This window comes from Leptospiraceae bacterium (assembly GCA_015075105.1).
Classification (GTDB): Bacteria; Spirochaetota; Leptospiria; order Leptospirales; family Leptospiraceae; genus JABWCC01.
This window is the reverse complement of the sequence record JABTUZ010000001.1, coordinates 1,884,683-1,902,488: the sequence shown is the minus strand read 5'-3', so window position 1 is coordinate 1,902,488 and position 17,806 is coordinate 1,884,683. Positions and strand designations below refer to the sequence as shown.

The following is a 17,806-nucleotide window of genomic DNA, read 5'->3' as shown; positions in this document are numbered from 1 at the left end:
ACGAGTCGCAGAATTGGAAGGTGCACTTACCAACCTTGCGTTAGATAATCACATTTTAAAAAAAGCCAAAATATCTGCAAGACTGGAAGCAAAAGAGATTATCAGGAAGCATCTCGCACCAGAATTTGGAATTGTAAAAAGCTATAAAGCTTTGGAGATCAGTATCTCTTCCTTCTATTACCAATCGGATACAAAGATTAAAAGGAAACAGGAGGATAAGCAACTAATAGAAAAGATTGAAGCATATCTGGATTTAATGCCTCAATCAGGTTACAGGTCTGTCACTTATTTTCTGAGAAATGATATGAAAATCAATCATAAGCGAGTTTACAGGATCATGCATGAAAACCTTTTAAATGCAGTCCGAAGAGGGCTTATCATCATGCCGACCACGGATTCAAAACATAACCTGAAAAAATATCCAAATCTTCTTAAGGACAAGTCAATTAATCATGCACGAAGTAATAGTTGGTGATGTTACTTTTTTTGATGTTCAGGGAAAAATCATTATCTGGCATCACTAATGGATATGGAAAACAGAGAGGTCATCGGACGAGCTGTTTCTGATAAACTTAATAGTGAACTTGTCAGGTCTGCATTTGAGTCGGCTCTCATGAACAGAGGAAGTCTCGAAGGTTACATTCATCATACTGATTCTGATAGAAGATATTGTTCGCATGAATATATAGAACTTCTGAACAATTCAAAATACAAATTTCAATGTGTCTTGGTAATGCATATGAAAATGCACACGCAGAATCTTTTAATAAAACTATCAAGTATCAAGAGATAAATATCTCCTGTTATGCTGATAAAATTGAAGCAGCCAAAAGTATTTTTCAATTTATTGATCGGTACAATTCAATCAGACCTCATTCAGCTTTAGGAGGACTATCTCCTCTGCAATTTAAAAATAAACAAAAAATATGATTTTTTCTTTACAGTTTTAGGGGGGCACTTCAATTGCAACTAACACAATTCCTGCCTAAGTCTCCGAAAGAGGGTGTAGGAAATTTTGTGTAAAATCCTTTTCCGTTTAAATTTCCATTCTCCCTTCAAAATTTATTGCAAACTGATTAATCGCAGCACCCCAATCCCGGATAGGCATGGTCCATTTTTTTGATGCATTCTGCAGAGCCAGATACAACAGTTTTTTTGCCGCATCATCATTGGGAAATGAAGCCCGGTTTTTGATCACTTTTCAGAGCGTCATATTCAAAGACTCGATTGCATTGGTTGTGTAAATTACTTTTCTGATTTCTGCCGGATAGGCAAGAAAGGAATTATCTCATTCCATCTGTTTTCCCAGGATTTTGAAATCATCGGATATTTTGAATCCATTTTTAGAAAATTCCTGAAGTTTTAATTTTGCTTCCTCAACGTTCACTGCACGATAGATTTTTTCAAGTCAGATGAAAGCTCTTTTCGATTTTAAAGGAAACATACTTCAGAGAATTTCTGACCATATGAACGATACAAAGCTGAACTTCGGCATTTGGATAAATAGTTTTAATCGCTTCCGGAAACCCGGTAAGTCCATCAACACAGGCAATCAATATATCCTGCAACCCACGGTTTTTAGTTCAGTCAGGATTTGGAGCCAGAACTTGGATCCTTCATTTTCTTCAATCCAAAGCCCAAAACCTCTTTTAAACCGTTCATATTGACGCCGATAGCCATATGAACAGCCTTGTTTTTGACCTGACCATCGTCTCTAATTTTGACCCTCAATGCATCAAGATAAATAATCGGATAGATTGAATCAATAGGTCTGGTCTGCCATTTTACTACTTCTTCGATTACACCATCTGTTACTGTGGAGATCAGATCAGGAGAAACTTCAACCTGATAGATTTCCTGAAGATGAGCCTGGATGTCGCGTGTCGTCATTCCTCGCGCATACATAGAAATTATTTTATCATCAAATCCATTCCAATGGGTCTGGTTTTCTTGATTATCTTCGGTTCAAATTCGGAATTCCGGTCTCTGGAACGTCGATTTCAGGTTTCCAAAATCGCCCTTGATAGTCTTTTTCGAAAACCATTGCGGGAATTGCCGGCACCATTTTGCCGAGAATGTTTTCATAACCAATTCATGGGTCAGTTCCTGCCGCATAGCCTTCTCGACTATAGCTTTGGTTAATTCTTTCAGAAGACCATTTTCACCGATCAATTCTTCAGGATTTTTGTATTCCTTGATCAACTCTTCAAGGAGCTCGTCTTTTCTGGATTTTGTTTTTGCCATATTCTTTACCCTCTTTTATTTTCGGAGTAAAAGATATTTACACAAAATTAATTACACCTTCTACCGAAACTCTAAAGAAGATATAGAACTTTAAACCAATTAAAACCAATAAAAGTTTTACCGATTTTGGGGCAGATGGATTAAAGGTTTTCTTCCCGTATTTTCCCAATGGTTTCTTTTAATTTGTCGAGGTCGTTTTTACATATTGCAAAGATCTCATCGGGGTCAATATTGAAATAATCATGTGCAAGTATATCCCTGACACCTTTCACTCCAGGTCAGTGTATTTCTGGATATTTTGATAATATCTTTCCATCAGTAATTTTATCGGTATTCTTAATATTTTCGCCTATGGAAATCAGCATCATGGCAATTGAATCAAGCAGATCAAGACCCTCATCGCTTTGTATGAAGTCTTCAGAAGCATGAATATTGGCTGATCTTCTTTCCACTCTTCTTATGGATTCTTCGACTTGCTCAACCAATTGCGATAGAAGATCTTGATCATACATACAAAGCTTCCAGGTCGATTCTTTTTTTTAAGTGAGGATTCATTCTATTTGAATAACGGATAACATCGACGTTGGTTCCTAAAAGATTTTCAAGTTCATACTTTAAAGAAGCACGCTTGAACAAATCAGGTTCCATTTCCACTACGATATCAATATCAGATTTGCTGGTTGCCTGATCTCTTGCAATCGATCCGAAAATACCAATACGTGTGACGGAATATTTTTTGGATAATTCTATAATATTTTTTCTTATCGTTAATAGAATTTTGTTTTTATCAGGAGTCATCTTTTTTTGAGCTCAATAAATGATAATAATTCCGTCTAAAATTTCAAGAGATTAATTTAGAGGATTATTTTTTTAAACAGACACAATAATTCCTGCAACTAACGACCATATCCTGATTAGACAGTGGGTTTAAACCCACTGTATAGGATAATGCAGTTTTTTTGATTCCCCTGCTTAATTTGGATTATTATTTCGCCATTTTGAGAAATTTCAAGACTCAAAGATGAGTTGCCTGTTTCTTTTGTTTTTATCGGTATCTCAATGAATCCATTTTTAGATATCGATACAGCTTCCTTTCTGTAGTGATATCCAAAAGCTGGTAGGCTGATCGATTTCTCTCTGCAAAATCCAGCTTGACTGTTCCCGCTTTCTTTCCACTTTTTGATGATCTCGTTCCAATTTTCTTTTTTATTCATTCTTGTAGAATAGCATAGTATTTATTTTTATAGAAGATGGGATTATTTGACGCTTACCGCAGACCTTTTTCAAGCCTGCGGAAATAATTTTTTCAATACTCATAAGCCCCAATTGACCATAAGCAAAATGAATTTTCACGGCGCAAAATCCGAATAGGCGCTTTTCGTTGAATTAAAACTGGCAATTATTGAATTATTGTTACTATTTATCGTTGTAGTAGATAAATTTGATGTAGAAACTAACGCTGACGGACTTGAACAATTACCAGCACTATATTGGAGATACGAATTTGCGATAGAGCCGCTTATTCCATATGAATTCACATTCACCGACGATCCGGTATTTGCACTGTTGCATACCTGATTGCTACCAGAATATGAATATGTATAAGAGGTACTGGCAATTAAGGAAGTCGGACTCGCACAGGAACCGCTCGAATACATATTGTATGATAGTTGATAGCCGTGACTGTCATAACTCGGATATTTTTCAATGAGCCCGCTACCCCATGCGCATGATAGATTATTACTTCCATCATAAGAATAATTCGTTAGGCTACTAAATGAACTTGGGGAAGAGCAGTTTCCTGCAAGATAAATTTGAAGTGCCCCCCTAAAACTGTAAAGAAAAAAATCATATTTTTTGTTTATTTTTAAATTGCAGAGGAGATAGTCCTCCTAAAGCTGAATGAGGTCTGATTGAATTGTACCGATCAATAAATTGAAAAATACTTTTAATTTCTTCAATTTTATCAGCATAACAGGAGATATTTATCTCTTGATACTTGATAGTTTTATTAAAAGATTCTGCGTGTGCATTTTCATATGCATTACCAAGACACATTGAAATTTGTATTTTGGAATTGTTCAGAAGTTCTATATATTCATGCGAACAATATCTTCTATCAGAATCAGTATGATGAATGTAACCTTCGAGACTTCCTCTGTTCATGAGAGCCGACTCAAATGCAGACCTGACAAGTTCACTATTAAGTTTATCAGAAACAGCTCGTCCGATGACCTCTCTGTTTTCCATATCCATTAGTGATGCCAGATAATGATTTTCCCCTGAACATCAAAAAGTAACATCACCAACTATTACTCGTGCATGATTAATTGACTTGTCCTTAAGAAGATTTGGATATTTTTCAGGTTATGTTTTGAATCCGTGGTCGCATGATGATAAGCCCTCTTCGGACTGCATTTTAAAGGTTTTCATGCATGATCCTGTAAACTCGCTTATGATTGATTTTCATATCATTTCTCAGAAAATAAGTGACAGACCTGTAACCTGATTGAGGCATTAAATCCAGATATGCTTCAATCTTTTCTATTAGTTGCTTATCCTCCTGTTTTCTTTTTTAATCTTTGCATCCGATTGGTAATAAAGGAAGAGATACTGATCTCCAAAGCTTTACAGCTTTTACAATTCAAATTCTGGTGCGAGATACTTCCTGATAATTTCTCTTTTTGCTTCCAGTCTTGCAGATATTTTTTGGGCTTTTTAAAATGTGATTATCTAACGCAAGGTTGGCAAGTGCACCTTCCAATTCTGCGACTCGTTTCCTTAAAGCAAATTCGGTTTGATTATTTTGTTCAAACTTTCCTGTATCTATCTCATTTCTCAATTTCGGATTGTTTGAGGATTTACCTTTTCCTTTGAGCTATTTGCGAAACGGAACTCTGCCCGACAAAATTTCCATTACTATTTTTTCCTTAAATTCTTTGCCATAGTTATTTCTTCTTATCATATTATCAAGTCTCCTTTATCCCCTTTTTTTGTATTCCAGTTTTAGGGGGCAAGACCAATTGTTTGCGTCGTTTTTAAATTAAACGCATTATAAGTATATTTTATGACACTTGATGTTACGTCGGTTCCATCAATACTACGCCCGCAAGTGATATTTCCAGAACCATCATATTCCAGGTATGTGATTGAAAAATCGGGTCGCCAAAGTGTATCCACCGATTCTTATTGTCATTTGAGTTATGCGCCCGGACGAATAAGAAAAAGATAGTAGCGAATCAGAGGCTGAACCAGATGAAACATCAGTTGCTCGACTCAATAATAATTATGTCGCGATATCATAAGTATCAATAATTACAGCATATATTAATCCCGAACTTGTTGTGCTTCCCGTATATTGTGTTTTAGTAACAGTGTATCCATTATTCGAATATGCGTAAGACGTAAATCGATCATTACTCGTGCCACTTGCATCCTTACTAATGCTAGAAATAACTGTAATAGTTGGAGTTCCGGGATTTACAGTAATATTAATACCAGCATTTGTGCTTCCATACGCATTACTTGCTGTAATTGTGTAGCTTGTAGCACCTTGATTTACCGTTGGAGTTCCGCTTATCGCACAGGTTGTTGCATTTATACTGAGTCCCGTTGGCAAAGCAGGGCTGGACGTGCAACTTGTGACTGTACCCGTTACAGCAGGAGTTTGGGTCGTAATTGCTAATCCATTCGTAAATGCAAACGGAGAACCGGAATAAGTGAGATTTGAAGGAGGGGCTATATTTACTAAAATATTAATACTTGCAGTTGTATTTCCATAAGCATTACTCGCAGTAATTGTGTAGCTTGTAGCACTTTGATTTACCGTTGGAGTTCCGCTTATCGCGCAGGTTGTTGCATTTATACTGAGTCCCGTTGGCAAAGCAGGGCTGGACGTGCAACTTGTGACTGTACCCGTTACAGCAGGAGTTTGGGTCGTAATTGCTAATCCATTCGTAAATGCAAACGGAGAACCGGAATATATGAGATTTGAAGGAGCTATTCCTGTACTAGAACCAGTCGGGGTTTCCGTGCTTGTACCGGTCGAAGTCGATGTACCCGTACTTGTTCCAGTTCCTGCAAGACCAAGCAATGCGAGAATTCCTAGATTATTTTCTTTTGGACACTCTGTTTTCAGAGTCAAAGTTTCAGCAGGACACTTTGTTAAATTTTGAATGCAGTTTGGAATAAAGCTAAAAACAAATCCCAGTGAAATTGCAAATACAAAGAAATTTGTCTTGACTTGTCTATTATAAATTTTTAATTTTCTGTCTGAAATACTTTTTTTTACCGGGGACATTTGTATAGTTGTGTTCATGTTTTTTAATCTATGCCTATTAGGCAGTGGGCTAAAGCCCACTGTTGACGACAAGGATAGATTCTCCTTTTTTAAATTTTACGAATTTTACCATAGGGTACAAAAAATATCCATCCCCCCTTGGTATGAGATGAGAAAAAAAAATGCGAAAAACCTGTTACTTAAGTAACAAAAGTGCAATTTTTTTTTGGAAATTTCATATAAATTTCTTTCAAATTTAGTTTTTTCTGTTTTCGATGAATTATTGTCCACGAGATTGCATGATTTCGGCTATCAACTTTAAGATTAAAATATTGTAATATTTTTTCTAAACAAATGTATATAAATTGTCTTGACAAATTGGAAAACTTCTTTATTTAAAGACTATGGCCTCATTAACGATAGAAGAGACTCGAAAAAAAGTTCATGTAATCGTTTCACAATTACAGAAAGGCTCGTTTGATGAGGCAGAAGAAAATCTTTCCGATGTACTTGTAACCATCCAAAAAGACTACCTGAGTTTAGAATCTAATGTTCCCAGAAACCACGACATTGCACTTTTGATTCAAGAGATGAGAAATGGATTTTCTACAATGAATAAACGTTTTGAGCAGATGGACAAGCGTTTTGACGATTTGATTCATCAGATGGATAAACGTTTTGAGCAAGTTGATAAACGTTTTGAGCAGGTTGACAAGCGATTTGATGATTTGATCCACCAGATGGATAAACGTTTCTCATTCATGCAATGGACTTTTGGAATTTTTTTGTCTCTAGTTGGAATCATGCAGGCACTTCTTCTGGGCATTCTTAGCGCCAAGGTTTTTTAAGGATAGTTTTTTTAAGATTGTCCGATTCTAGAAAATTCATATTATTATTTGCGAGGTGAATTTTTTTTCATGTCCATCAAAAAAAAATTAGCTTTTGTTGCTTGCTATTGTCTGTCGATTTTTCTTCTTCTTTTATTGTGTAGCGTTCGATTGTTTTTCGATAGATACTTTTTCTGTGGGTTTTTAACGTTGATAACTGTATATCCAATTCTTCACGAATTTCTTCACTCGTTTTACCTAAATAGATCATGTTGCAGATTTTTGCTTCAGTTTGAGTAAGCCCAAATTCTGATACAAGCCTCGTATAAATAGGCATTAAAGTTGTCGGGGTTAATGGAAGAATAATCCTGAACTGTAATAAGAATGAATTAGAAAACCAGAGGTATATTTGAAAAAATGAAATCATAACCATAAAACACAAGAAATGTCCATCCTTCCTTGGTATGAGATTGCAAAAAAAATGCAAAAAACCTGTTACTTAAGTAACAAAAGTGCAATTTTTTTTTGGAAATTAACAAATTTAGTATATTATCTGCTGGCTTTTAACAAATTTTTCCTCCAAATATTTTTTTGCCGGCTTTTTTGCTGGCTGGTCGTATAAAAACCTTTCCCTGTGTTCTAAAATACTATTTCCCATAATACTCCTTGACACACCCTATATATAAGGCATCTTTGTCTTATGAAAACATCTCTTTACATTTCTGATGAACTATTAAAGGAGGCTAAACTTTATTCTGGAATTGAAGAGAAAACTCGGTTAGTTCAGGAAGGTCTAAAGGCACTGATCCGAGAGAAATCCAAGGAAAGGTTGATACTTCTGGGAGGAAGTGATCCTAAAGCAAAAGCAGTAAAAAGAAAACGCAGACATTGAAAGTTCTGGTAGATACCTCTGTTTGGATTGATCATCTCCATAAAACAGATATCCTATTAGTTGAACTTCTTCGAAATTCTGAAATTGTAACTCATCCGTTTATCATTGGTGAATTGATTTTAGGGACAATGAAGAATAAAGAAAAATTTCTGCTGGAGTTGTCTCATTTATCTAAGACAATTGTAGCAACGCAAAAAGAAGTTATTTTTACAATTCAGAAATATAATTTATCAGGAAAAGGAATTGGATGGGTTGACGCTCATCTTTTATCGAGTGCATTGATTTCCAAATCTAAAATTTATACAAAAGATAAAAACTTAAAAAAAATTGCAGAAAAAATTAGTTTTAAGATTTCTTCTTTAAATAGATTCGCTAAGTGATTTTGTCCTAAACCAATACTAACTTTTCCATTCAATCCTATGTTTGACGTTCGTGAAAATAGCCTGAAACACAACTTGGATGGATTCTTAATGACTGGTAAGCGAACTAAATGCAAAGTATTTCCCGTGGTCATTTCATCCGAATGTTCTGGATCTCCCATGTGGTACAGTAGAGTATCATCAAGATATACTTGAAAAAGTTGATCGACCGAAAGAAAACGAAGCGTCTCTTCTTTTGAGCTTACGGGAAGTGTCGCTCTTTCCCAAAGAATCTCTCCAGCTTTCACTTTATCCGGCTGTAAAGAAAATGAAAAAGGCTCCCATCCACTTTCCATAGTTCAATGGATTTTTTCACCCGTGTTTTTCCAATCTGTATTCCCAGTTTTTCAATTGCCTTACCGAACTTTCTGCAGATAAAGAAATCGCAAACAATAGAATAAATAGTATGATTCTGATTAGCTTATTTGGTAGAATTTTATAAAACATTTTTTTATAGTGCTGGGATTATTTTAACATTAGAAAAATATTTATTCTTTTTGAAATTCATTTAGTATGTCCTTATCCCACCTTTACTACAAATTTTTATGAGAGAGTATTAGTAATATTTGTAAATAATTTTTTTTCGCTTCTGCTTCTATATTTTCATAAAAATGATCTTTAAAATTTACAGGCAGGAAGATGAGATTTATCATATTCAACCAACTGTAGTAACACCTTCTTCACAGTGCGTATTCAGATGAATGGAGCCAAGATAGATTGAGCAAATGAAACCAGAAAAATATCAAAAAAAGTTATTCTTTAAGCATTAATTTAAAGCTCATTTGAATAAATGGTTAAGAAAGCACAAATCTTGCATTAGATATTTAAATTTAACAGTCTAATAAATGTGTAGTTTTACTAAAGCTACGCGACTATACGGTTTTTTTCCCGTATTTGGAGTTCTAGTAGATTAGAAAAAATATGAGAGAAGAAAAAATGAAACCATACAAGATTTCAGTTTTAGTAGGTAGTTTACGAAGGGAGTCTTTTTGCAGAAAATTAGCCAAAGAATTGATTCGGTTGAAACCGGATACATTGGATTTAGAGATTGTAGAAATTAGAGATTTGCAATTGTACAATCAGGATTTAGATGAGGAGACCCCACCTGTAGAATGGAAAAACTTTCGAGAAAAAATTTTGTCTTCCAATGGAGTCTTATTTATTACTCCAGAATACAATCGGTCAATTCCAGGTGGGCTAAAAAATGCAATTGATGTAGGCTCTCGTCCTTACGGTAAAAATGTCTGGCAAGGTAAACCGGGTGCTGTAATGAGTGTTACGCCTGGGACGTTAGGCGCTTTTGGTGCAAACCACATTTTAAGACAATCCATGGTATTTCTCGATGTGCCGATGATGCAACAACCAGAAGCATACGTTAGTAATATTGCCTCATCACTCGACCAAGAATCAAGGTTGAATGAAAGCGTAGAAACATTTATGAAAGGATTTTTAGGCTCCTTTGTAAAGTGGGTAGAAAAACACAATTCTTAGAAAGAATTTTATTAAAATGCACTAAGTGCTGCTCTTATAAAACTCGTAACGGGTGCTTGTTCTCTTGTATCTTCTAAGCCCTCTCTAAGCTCTCTAAGTACGATTTGAGCGTCTGTCAATGTAGTGTTTACATTTGCGTGGATCTCGTCGTTATTGATTAGTTTTCCGAGAGTTCCCTTCCCTTCGTTGATTTTTACTGTGATGTCGGCTACATTGGATATTGCTTTTCTAATATCGCTTCTATTTTCTGCAATCAACTCAGAAAGACTGACTAATGGGTCTTCGCTGGTTTTTCCTTTTAGCTTTAGGTCTGAAGTATTTAGGTCGATTGGGGGCATGGATCTTGAGCCGAGTTTTACTTCTTTTGATTTTAGGTCAACCTCGAATGCGCTACCCGGGTCTATTGCAATCACTCTACCGGAAAGTAGGCTTTCATTTTTAATCGTGATTTGATAATTTTCATAGAGTTTTACCGGGCCTTGCAAGATTAAGGAAACTTCTACCTTAGTCATTACACCTTCGCCCTTTTCCAATACATTTCCCTTTTCGTCCATTTGGATTAGGCTTACTTTGGATACATAGCCATAAGGCACACCTTGGACAGTGACCTTGTTTCCGATTTTTATTCCTTCTGCATTTGGGAAATATACCTTTAATCCCTTTCCTTCTTTTTTGAGCGGGCCACCTTCTGTGATGATCGTGAAATAGGCAATCACGCCGATTGAGCCAAAAAATAATACGCCTACAAGTAATGTTGTCGTGAGTTTCATGCTTTCTATTATTATCGGCTAAAAAATATTCATTTTAGTGCTTTTGCTTTTTTAATTCTTCTTCGGAATGATCTAAAATCATGGGGCCCTTTGTTCTACCGTTTATAAATTGCTGTACAATTTCATTATTTGTAGATTTAATTTCTTCAGGTGAGCCACAAAATAGAACTACCCCTTCATAAATAAAGCTGATTCTGTTTGCAATCTTAAAAGCACTCTCCATGTCATGTGTAACCACGATGGAAGTAACTTTCAACTCTTTTTGAAGTCGTAAAATTAATTCGTTAAATACATTAGAAAGTACCGGGTCTAGACCAGAGGTTGGCTCGTCGTACAAAAGTATTTCCGGGTTGGAAGTCAAAGCCCTTGCGATCCCTACTCTTTTTTTCATACCACCGCTAATGTCAGAGGGTAGGTTGTCTTTTGCTGGGAGAAGATCCAACCATTTTAATTTTTCTGTAACAATTTTATCTAATTCTTCACCTTTGGCAATTTTATGCTCTCTTAGAGGGAGGGCTACATTTTCATAAACGCTTAGCCAATTGATTAGAGCACCCGATTGAAAAAGTACTCCCATTTTTGCTCTTAGGCTTCTACGAATTTTTTCGGAGCACTTGGAAATAGACTCACCGAAAATAAAGCAATCTCCCGCGTCAGGGTTTAATAGACCGGTGATGTGTTTTAGTGTAACGGACTTACCCGTGCCAGAGGGACCGAGGATCACCATAGTTTCACCTCTTTTAACGTCCATGTTCATTCCTTTTAAGATTTGTCTTTTCCCGAAGGCTTTATGAACATTTTTTAATTCTATTAAAATTTCGTTTGGCATTTGTTAAGAGTATTGAATATTATAGTAGTAGAAAATCTATTCCTTTTTTTCTTCTTTTTTTTTGGTGAATATTCCGGTGACCCCATCTAAAAATCCCCTAACATATTCATAGACTGCTGATCCTGCAATCCCCCCTCCGATTGGACCTCCAAACATACTTCCAGGAACCGATAAGATCGCACCACCAGCCACCGTGGCAAGCCAGATTGGGTCCACGTAGCCCCAGTTTTTAGGCATGACTCCTTTGTAGAAAACCGGTACTTTAATAGCCTTTCCTGCAATTCCGCTAAGCCCCGCAGTAAATCTCATATTGATTTCTTTGTTAAATCCGATTGTGCCTTGTCCGTCAATATCAATCCCCACTCCTTTCATTTTTATTTTTTTTAAATCAATTTCTTCTTCTGAAATAGAGTAGTCTGATTGTAGAAATTGAAACTCTGTACTCTTGCCTTTGGGTCCGAGAATATTAATCAGTTTTCCTACGGATGCGATAGGCTTAACAATATTGGCGTATCCGAGTAGTTCTCCTTTGTAAATCGTAAAACTTCCATTTGCTCTTAATGTCCGAAAAAGTTCTTGGGTAGTTTTGCCTACTAAAGAAACCTTTACAATCCCTTCAAACTGACCGGTGATGTATTTGTCTTTTGTGTAGTGAGCAAGAAATTTTTCTGTATCTACGGATGAATACGCAATTTCAAAATCATAAACCGGTATATGATCGAAACTCATTTTACCATGACCGATAATCTCCCCATTGAAAAATTCTGCCTCCAATCTATTTACAAAATAGATTTTATTAATTGAGCGAAGTTCTATTTTTCCTTTATTAATAGAAAATCCCCAGATTTTTAAGTTGGAAAGTGAGAGTTTGTAGTTTGCGATAAAGTTTTGATTTTTTTTTAATCCTGAAGCATTAAAATTAAAAAGTTTAATGAGTTTCATTAGTCCGTCAAAATTTAAAAAATCGCTTGTTGCATTGATAGAAAGATTTTCATCTGCGTGTAGCTTTAGTACACCATTTCCTCTTCCTTTAAAAATACCGGGTTGGTCTGCAAATATAGAATAAAATACAAATGACAAGGTTTTATGGTTGTAGTCAAAATCAGAAGTGATTCGAATTTGTGGAAGGTAATTCTGTCCTGCGAGTCCAAAGTCGGAAAGTGTGGCATTTTTAATTTTTACATGAAGAGTGTCCGGGGTTGATTTTTCTAAGTAGGAATTGATGCTGATTTTAGAATTTGTAAAATTTCCATTATAAAAAATTTTCAGGTATTTATTAAAATAGGAAAGATCAAAATCTTCTGCATCAATTTGCATGTTTCCCATTAAGGAAGCATAATCCCACGTTTTATTTTTGAAGCTAAAATTGCCATGTATCTCCAATTTATTGTTATCCAATTTTCCAAAAAAGTCGAGTTTAAAGGATTGGAAGTAATCAAGAATTTTTAACTGAGATTTGTGAATGTACAGTTTTTTTATTTCGGATGAATTTACTGTGTTGTATTCTAGATTGATATTCTCCATAGAAAGATTTTTTATGGAAACTAATTTTAAAAAAGAATTACTCCTTAGTAGAGAATTTTGTGTTGGAGCACTGTTGGGTTGTACTTTTTCATTTTGAAAAATCTGAATTGATCCATTTCTGATTTCAATTTCAGAAATTTGGATTTTCCGAAAAATTAAACTCATCCAAGAAAATACAACTTGCATCTCTCCAATCCTTGCAAATGGTAATTGTTCATCTTTGTTTTTATGGATTGTGATTTCGGATATTCTTAACTCTGGTCTGGGAAACAAAACAAGTGCAGAATGCTCTGCGTTTATTTGATAGTCTATTGATTTTTTAATTGTTTCTAATATTAAATTTTTGTACAATTCTCTGTCTATTAAAATCGAAACATAAAGAATTGTGAAAACGGATAAGGTTGCAATCAACCCTAAGGCGACCAATTTTTTCCACGTGGAGATTTTCCCTATTTTTTTGAAAGGTATCATACAATTTGTCGGTCGAGTAGAGATTGAAATAGGTCAGACAAAATGACAAGTTGTTTTATGCTCGTTTGAAAAAACTTTCCACTCGGGTGGGGTGGTCTTGCAAATTTCTTTTGCAATAGGGCAACGTGTATGAAAGTGGCATCCGGTCGGTTTATTCAAGATACTTGGGATTTCACCTTTTAGGATTTCTCTTTTTTTCTTTCTATCAAATATGTCGAACACAGACGAGAATAGAGCTTTTGTGTATGGGTGTTTTGGGCTTTCGGAAATTTGCTTTTTACTTCCAAATTCTACAATCTTTCCGAGATACATCACTGCGATTTTATCGGATATGTGCCGGATGATATTTAAGTCGTGAGAAATAAACAGATAGGAATATTTTCTCTCTTCTTTTAGGTCGATCAGTAGATTGATTACCTGCGCTTGTGTGGAAACATCCAATGCAGAAACCGCCTCGTCGCATATAATAAATTCTGGATTTACTATTAAAGCTCTTGCGATTGCGATTCTTTGTCTTTGCCCTCCCGAAAACTCGTGTGGGTATCTTTTTAAAATTGTAGAGTCGAGATTTACTTTTTTTAGAATGGCTACTGCTTTTTCTAATCCTTCTTTTCTTGAAATATTTTCGTGGGAGAACAATCCTTCCGTGACAATTTCTCCTATGGTCATTCTTGGATTTAGGGAAGAGTAGGGGTCTTGAAACACTACTTGGATTTTTTTTCTGAAAGGTCGCATTTCTTTTCTATTTAATTTCAACAAATCGGTATCGTAAAATTTTACAGAGCCGGATTCGACGGAAATGAGTTTTAGGATGGCTCTGCCGAGTGTTGACTTTCCGCAACCGGATTCTCCTACAAGTCCTATGGTTTCAGACAAGCCCACTTTGAAACTAACGTCTTCTACGGCTCTTAGTTTTTCTTTTCCAAAAAAAGAATTTGTTCTAACCGAGTAAGATACGTTTAGATTTTCTATTTCAAGCATTTTTTCCTGCCATAAAACATTCTACAAAATGGGTATCAGATATTTTTATTTTTTCGGGAACTTTTTCCAAACAGATAGGTATTTTCTTTTCACATCTGGTAGAGAATCTACATCCTTTGGGGTAATTTAAAGGAGAGGGAACAATCCCTTCGATAGTTTTTAATCTTTTCAACTCATGTCTCATAGAAGGTACAGACTGAATCAACGCTTCTGTGTATGGATGGGAAGGGTTGACTATCACCTCATCTGTTTTCCCTGTTTCAACTAACTTCCCTGCATACATTATAGAAATTTTATCTGCTATGGAGGCGACAAGTCCTATATCGTGAGATATAAATAAAATACTCATACCCATTTCAACTTTTAGGTTTTGCAATAATTCAATCAATTGTGCTTGTATTGTAACATCAATTGCGCTTGTAGGCTCATCAGCAATTAAAAGTGCAGGGTCACACATTAAAGACATAGCTATAGAAATCCTCTGGAGCATTCCTCCACTCATCTGATTTGGATAAGAGTTTAATCTTGAATCTAAGTCAGTTAGTCCCACTTTCGTAAGTAAGAACTTTGCTTTATCGATGGCTTCTTTTTGGTTTTTTGAAACGTGGAGCAGGTAGCCTTCTATAATTTGATCTTTGATTTTTTTTAAAGGGTTTAATGAAGTAAAAGGGTCTTGAAATATATAGGAGATTTCTTTTCCTCTAACATCTTTTAATTTAGAAGGTGTGAATTGCAAAACGTCTTGGTTTTTGAATAAAATTTTTCCTGAGTTATAAAAAAAAACTTCTTTCGGTAATAGTTTTGTAATTGCAAGTGAAGTTATCGTTTTACCACAACCAGACTCACCGACCACTGCGTGTACTTCCTTTTTTTGTACTTCAAAAGAAACGTTATCTATGACTGAAAATCGTAATTTTTCAGAGTATATGTCGATAGATAAATTTTCTACTTTTAGCAATTCTTCATTATTTGGCATGTTCATTCTAAAGTGATTTTTTCGTAAGAGTCGTAAGCATCTCGTAGCCCTTCGCCTATAAAAGAAGAAAGTAGAATCGTAAAAAACAAAGCGAAGGAAGGAAATGCAATAAGCCACCACGCACTGAGCCTTTCTCTTCCTTGACCAATCAGCTCTCCCCAAGAAGGATTTGGAGCCGGAATTCCGTAACCTAAGAAGTCTAAAGCTGAAAGAACGGAGATTGAGCCGATGAGAGTGAATGGGAGAAAAGTTACAATGGGTGTTAGTGCGTTAGGCAATATGTGACGGAAAATAATTTTGAAATCAGAAATTCCAAACGCTCTTGCTGCGTCCACGAACTGAAAATTTTTCAACCTGTAAAATTCTCCCCTCATGTAATAGCTTATGCCTATCCAACTGAGTGATCCGTAAGTTACAAGTAGAACCGTAAAGCTCCTTCCAAAAAATGACCCCATAATTAAGATTAAATATAAAAATGGAATAGAAGAAAGTATTTCGATGATTCTTTGTACGGAAATATCGAGAATTCCTGAAAAATATCCTTGAATTCCTCCTATGACTGTTCCTGCGATCATTTCAATAAGCACTAAGATTAGGCTGAATGTCATAGAAATTCTATAACCGTAAAATATTCTGGTGAATACATCTCTACCTCTGTCATCAGTCCCAAGCCAGTGTTTCAAATTAGGTTTGGAAGGTGGACTACTTCCCTCTTCTAAACTCTCTAGGTTATCTTCGTTGTACCCGTAAGGTATGGGAGGGAAAAGAATAAAATTTTTCCCGTTTATGAAATCTTCTCTTTTGCTTAGTTTTTTGTAAGATGGAGATGTCGCCTCACTTCCTCCAAAAGTTTTTTCGGAATAGAATTTTAGTTGAGGGAAATATAGTGAGCCTTTGTAAAAAACGAGTAGTGGCTTGTTATTTACTAAAATAGGTGCAAACAAAGAAAGTATATAAGTAGAAAAAATAATAAGAAATGAGTAATACGCCCTTTTATTTTCTTTGAACTTTTTTAGTCTTTTTTGTGTATCAGGTGAAAACATGATTAGTCAAACTTTATCCTTGGGTCGATCATTGTATAACAGAAATCAGAGAGAATATTTCCTATAAGAGAAATAAAACTTTGCACTAAAAGTAATCCCATCATTAAATCAGTGTCTCTTTCTGTGACTGCTTGAAAACTCAAAAGTCCCATCCCATCTATATTGAATACAAGCTCTATGATTAGTGAGCCTGCAAAAATCAGGCTCAAATTATTTCCAAAACCTGTTGCAATGGGAATAAGGGAATTTCTTACAGCGTGAGACTTGACTGCTTGGGGAAAGGAGAGTCCTTTCGATACTGCAGTTCTAAGGTAGTCTTTAGAGATTTGCTCCAATAGTGAGTTTTTCATTAAAAGTGTGAGAACAGCGAATGAACCTGAAATATAACATGTTACAGGTAGAAACATGTGGGTGAGCCTGTCGCCTAACTTCCCTAAAGTTGAAAGTTCTTCGTAGTTGTCTGATACTTCGTGAGCCAAGGGAAAAATAGAAAATACTTCTCCTGATGCAAATATATAAAGAAGTAACATGGCAAGCGCAAAAACAGGAATTGAATATGTAAAGAAAATAATTCCACTTGTGGTGATATCAAATTTTTCGGAGTGCTTCATCGCCTTGTAGATTCCGAGTGGGATGCAAATTAAATACGCCAGAAAGAACCCTGAAAGCCCAAATGTAAGGGAGACTGGAAATTTTTCAAAAATCAAGTCACTTACATTTTTGGAGTGAAGTCTTGACTCACCAAGATTCAATTTCAAAATTTCTTTTAACCAATAGAGATAGGCAATAGGGGTTGGTTTGTCTAAGTGGAGTCTTTTCTTTAAGTTTTCTACTTCTTCGCGGGTGATTTCTTTTGCTAAAGCACCTTTCTCATTTGCGATTCCTTTCAACTTTGCAAGCTCAGTCTCTAAGGGTCCACCCGGAGCCAAGTGAGCAATCAAGAACACTACAAACGTAATTCCAAAAAGAGTAGGAAAAATCAGTAAAAATCTTTTTAGAAAATAGGGCTTCATCTTTGGTTAATACGAATAAATAGATTCAATATTTAATACAAGAACAA

The 17,806-nt window shown here is 35.5% G+C and carries 23 protein-coding genes and 2 pseudogenes; 8 read left to right on the top strand and 17 right to left on the bottom strand.

From position 1 onward, the window contains the following. Positions 1 to 13 precede the first annotated feature (13 nt). Genes HS129_09440 through HS129_09430 form a run of 3 tightly spaced genes read left to right on the top strand, consistent with a single transcriptional unit; the run spans position 14 to position 930 of the window. Positions 14 to 475 (top strand): transposase, encoded by a 462-nt coding sequence (locus tag HS129_09440; protein ID MBE7412266.1) that lies wholly within the window; start codon positions 14 to 16, stop codon positions 473 to 475. 48 nt (positions 476 to 523) lie between these two features. Then, complete coding sequence (locus HS129_09435; GenBank protein ID MBE7412265.1) at positions 524 to 793, top strand: hypothetical protein; 270 nt, start codon at positions 524 to 526, stop codon at positions 791 to 793. Next, positions 721 to 930 (top strand): transposase, encoded by a 210-nt coding sequence (locus HS129_09430; protein ID MBE7412264.1) that lies wholly within the window; start codon positions 721 to 723, stop codon positions 928 to 930. The genes HS129_09435 and HS129_09430 overlap by 73 nt, the downstream gene beginning before the upstream one ends. A gap of 106 nt (positions 931 to 1,036) precedes the next feature. On the opposite strand, the pseudogene HS129_09425 reads toward HS129_09430, so the two are convergent. From HS129_09425 to HS129_09405, 5 genes and pseudogenes are all read right to left on the bottom strand, one after another. Then, a pseudogene (locus HS129_09425) lies at positions 1,037 to 2,244 on the bottom strand (IS256 family transposase). Between the two features lie 140 nt (positions 2,245 to 2,384). Further along, positions 2,385 to 2,756, bottom strand: a pseudogene (locus tag HS129_09420) (DUF86 domain-containing protein). Then, a complete protein-coding gene (locus HS129_09415) occupies positions 2,749 to 3,042 on the bottom strand; it encodes a nucleotidyltransferase family protein (protein MBE7412263.1) in 294 nt (97 codons plus the stop codon). The pseudogene HS129_09420 and the gene HS129_09415 overlap by 8 nt, the downstream one beginning before the upstream one ends. 116 nt (positions 3,043 to 3,158) lie before the next feature. Next, the gene (locus HS129_09410) at positions 3,159 to 3,458 is read right to left on the bottom strand and encodes a hypothetical protein (GenBank protein MBE7412262.1); all 300 of its coding nucleotides are present in this window, start codon (positions 3,456 to 3,458) and stop codon (positions 3,159 to 3,161) included. Continuing rightward, complete coding sequence (locus tag HS129_09405; protein ID MBE7412261.1) at positions 3,451 to 3,597, bottom strand: hypothetical protein; 147 nt, start codon at positions 3,595 to 3,597, stop codon at positions 3,451 to 3,453. The genes HS129_09410 and HS129_09405 overlap by 8 nt, the downstream gene beginning before the upstream one ends. Before the next feature lie 57 nt (positions 3,598 to 3,654). On the opposite strand from HS129_09405, the gene HS129_09400 reads away from it, so the two are divergent. Next, entirely contained in the window at positions 3,655 to 3,822 is a 168-nt protein-coding gene (locus HS129_09400) for a hypothetical protein (protein MBE7412260.1), read from the top strand. 270 nt (positions 3,823 to 4,092) lie between these two features. Here the strand turns inward: HS129_09400 and HS129_09395 are convergent, their stop codons facing one another. The 4 genes from HS129_09395 to HS129_09380 all read right to left on the bottom strand — a co-directional run bounded on the left by HS129_09395 (position 4,093) and on the right by HS129_09380 (position 6,562). Next, the gene (locus tag HS129_09395) at positions 4,093 to 4,500 is read right to left on the bottom strand and encodes a transposase (GenBank protein ID MBE7412259.1); all 408 of its coding nucleotides are present in this window, start codon (positions 4,498 to 4,500) and stop codon (positions 4,093 to 4,095) included. Positions 4,501 to 4,663: 163 nt separating this feature from the next. Then, entirely contained in the window at positions 4,664 to 4,762 is a 99-nt protein-coding gene (locus HS129_09390) for a transposase (protein ID MBE7412258.1), read from the bottom strand. A gap of 126 nt (positions 4,763 to 4,888) precedes the next feature. Beyond that, entirely contained in the window at positions 4,889 to 5,086 is a 198-nt protein-coding gene (locus HS129_09385; protein MBE7412257.1) for a hypothetical protein, read from the bottom strand. Between the two features lie 444 nt (positions 5,087 to 5,530). Beyond that, positions 5,531 to 6,562 (bottom strand): putative Ig domain-containing protein, encoded by a 1,032-nt coding sequence (locus tag HS129_09380; protein ID MBE7412256.1) that lies wholly within the window; start codon positions 6,560 to 6,562, stop codon positions 5,531 to 5,533. A gap of 365 nt (positions 6,563 to 6,927) precedes the next feature. Between HS129_09380 and HS129_09375 the strand changes: the two genes are divergently transcribed. Continuing rightward, a complete protein-coding gene (locus HS129_09375) occupies positions 6,928 to 7,371 on the top strand; it encodes a hypothetical protein (GenBank protein MBE7412255.1) in 444 nt (147 codons plus the stop codon). 76 nt (positions 7,372 to 7,447) lie between these two features. Here the strand turns inward: HS129_09375 and HS129_09370 are convergent, their stop codons facing one another. Beyond that, positions 7,448 to 7,687 carry a hypothetical protein gene (locus HS129_09370; protein ID MBE7412254.1) on the bottom strand — a complete coding sequence of 80 codons (240 nt, stop codon included), beginning with the start codon at positions 7,685 to 7,687 and terminating at the stop codon, positions 7,448 to 7,450. Positions 7,688 to 8,050: 363 nt separating this feature from the next. On the opposite strand from HS129_09370, the gene HS129_09365 reads away from it, so the two are divergent. From HS129_09365 to HS129_09355, 3 genes are all read left to right on the top strand, one after another. Continuing rightward, entirely contained in the window at positions 8,051 to 8,242 is a 192-nt protein-coding gene (locus HS129_09365) for a type II toxin-antitoxin system VapB family antitoxin (protein ID MBE7412253.1), read from the top strand. Beyond that, positions 8,239 to 8,622, top strand: coding sequence for a PIN domain-containing protein (locus HS129_09360; protein ID MBE7412252.1), 384 nt, complete (start codon positions 8,239 to 8,241; stop codon positions 8,620 to 8,622). The genes HS129_09365 and HS129_09360 overlap by 4 nt, the downstream gene beginning before the upstream one ends. A gap of 975 nt (positions 8,623 to 9,597) precedes the next feature. Beyond that, complete coding sequence (locus HS129_09355) at positions 9,598 to 10,152, top strand: NAD(P)H-dependent oxidoreductase (protein ID MBE7412251.1); 555 nt, start codon at positions 9,598 to 9,600, stop codon at positions 10,150 to 10,152. A gap of 11 nt (positions 10,153 to 10,163) precedes the next feature. On the opposite strand, the gene HS129_09350 is transcribed toward HS129_09355, so the two are convergent. The 7 genes from HS129_09350 to HS129_09320 are packed head-to-tail and all read right to left on the bottom strand — an operon-like array spanning position 10,164 to position 17,759. After that, positions 10,164 to 10,922 carry an MCE family protein gene (locus tag HS129_09350; GenBank protein MBE7412250.1) on the bottom strand — a complete coding sequence of 253 codons (759 nt, stop codon included), beginning with the start codon at positions 10,920 to 10,922 and terminating at the stop codon, positions 10,164 to 10,166. 34 nt (positions 10,923 to 10,956) lie between these two features. Further along, on the bottom strand, positions 10,957 to 11,751 hold the full coding sequence (locus HS129_09345; protein ID MBE7412249.1) for an ABC transporter ATP-binding protein: 795 nt from the start codon (positions 11,749 to 11,751) through the stop codon (positions 10,957 to 10,959). A 36-nt stretch (positions 11,752 to 11,787) separates the two neighbouring features. Beyond that, positions 11,788 to 13,746: a hypothetical protein gene (locus HS129_09340; GenBank protein ID MBE7412248.1), complete on the bottom strand. Its 1,959-nt coding sequence runs from the start codon at positions 13,744 to 13,746 to the stop codon at positions 11,788 to 11,790. 33 nt (positions 13,747 to 13,779) lie between these two features. Then, on the bottom strand, positions 13,780 to 14,727 hold the full coding sequence (locus tag HS129_09335; GenBank protein MBE7412247.1) for an ABC transporter ATP-binding protein: 948 nt from the start codon (positions 14,725 to 14,727) through the stop codon (positions 13,780 to 13,782). Next, entirely contained in the window at positions 14,720 to 15,703 is a 984-nt protein-coding gene (locus tag HS129_09330) for an ABC transporter ATP-binding protein (GenBank protein ID MBE7412246.1), read from the bottom strand. Before HS129_09330 ends, HS129_09335 begins: the two co-directional genes overlap by 8 nt. A 2-nt stretch (positions 15,704 to 15,705) precedes the next feature. Further along, positions 15,706 to 16,749 carry an ABC transporter permease subunit gene (locus HS129_09325; GenBank protein ID MBE7412245.1) on the bottom strand — a complete coding sequence of 348 codons (1,044 nt, stop codon included), beginning with the start codon at positions 16,747 to 16,749 and terminating at the stop codon, positions 15,706 to 15,708. Then, positions 16,749 to 17,759 carry an ABC transporter permease subunit gene (locus HS129_09320; protein MBE7412244.1) on the bottom strand — a complete coding sequence of 337 codons (1,011 nt, stop codon included), beginning with the start codon at positions 17,757 to 17,759 and terminating at the stop codon, positions 16,749 to 16,751. Before HS129_09320 ends, HS129_09325 begins: the two co-directional genes overlap by 1 nt. Between the last annotated feature and the right edge of the window lie 47 nt (positions 17,760 to 17,806).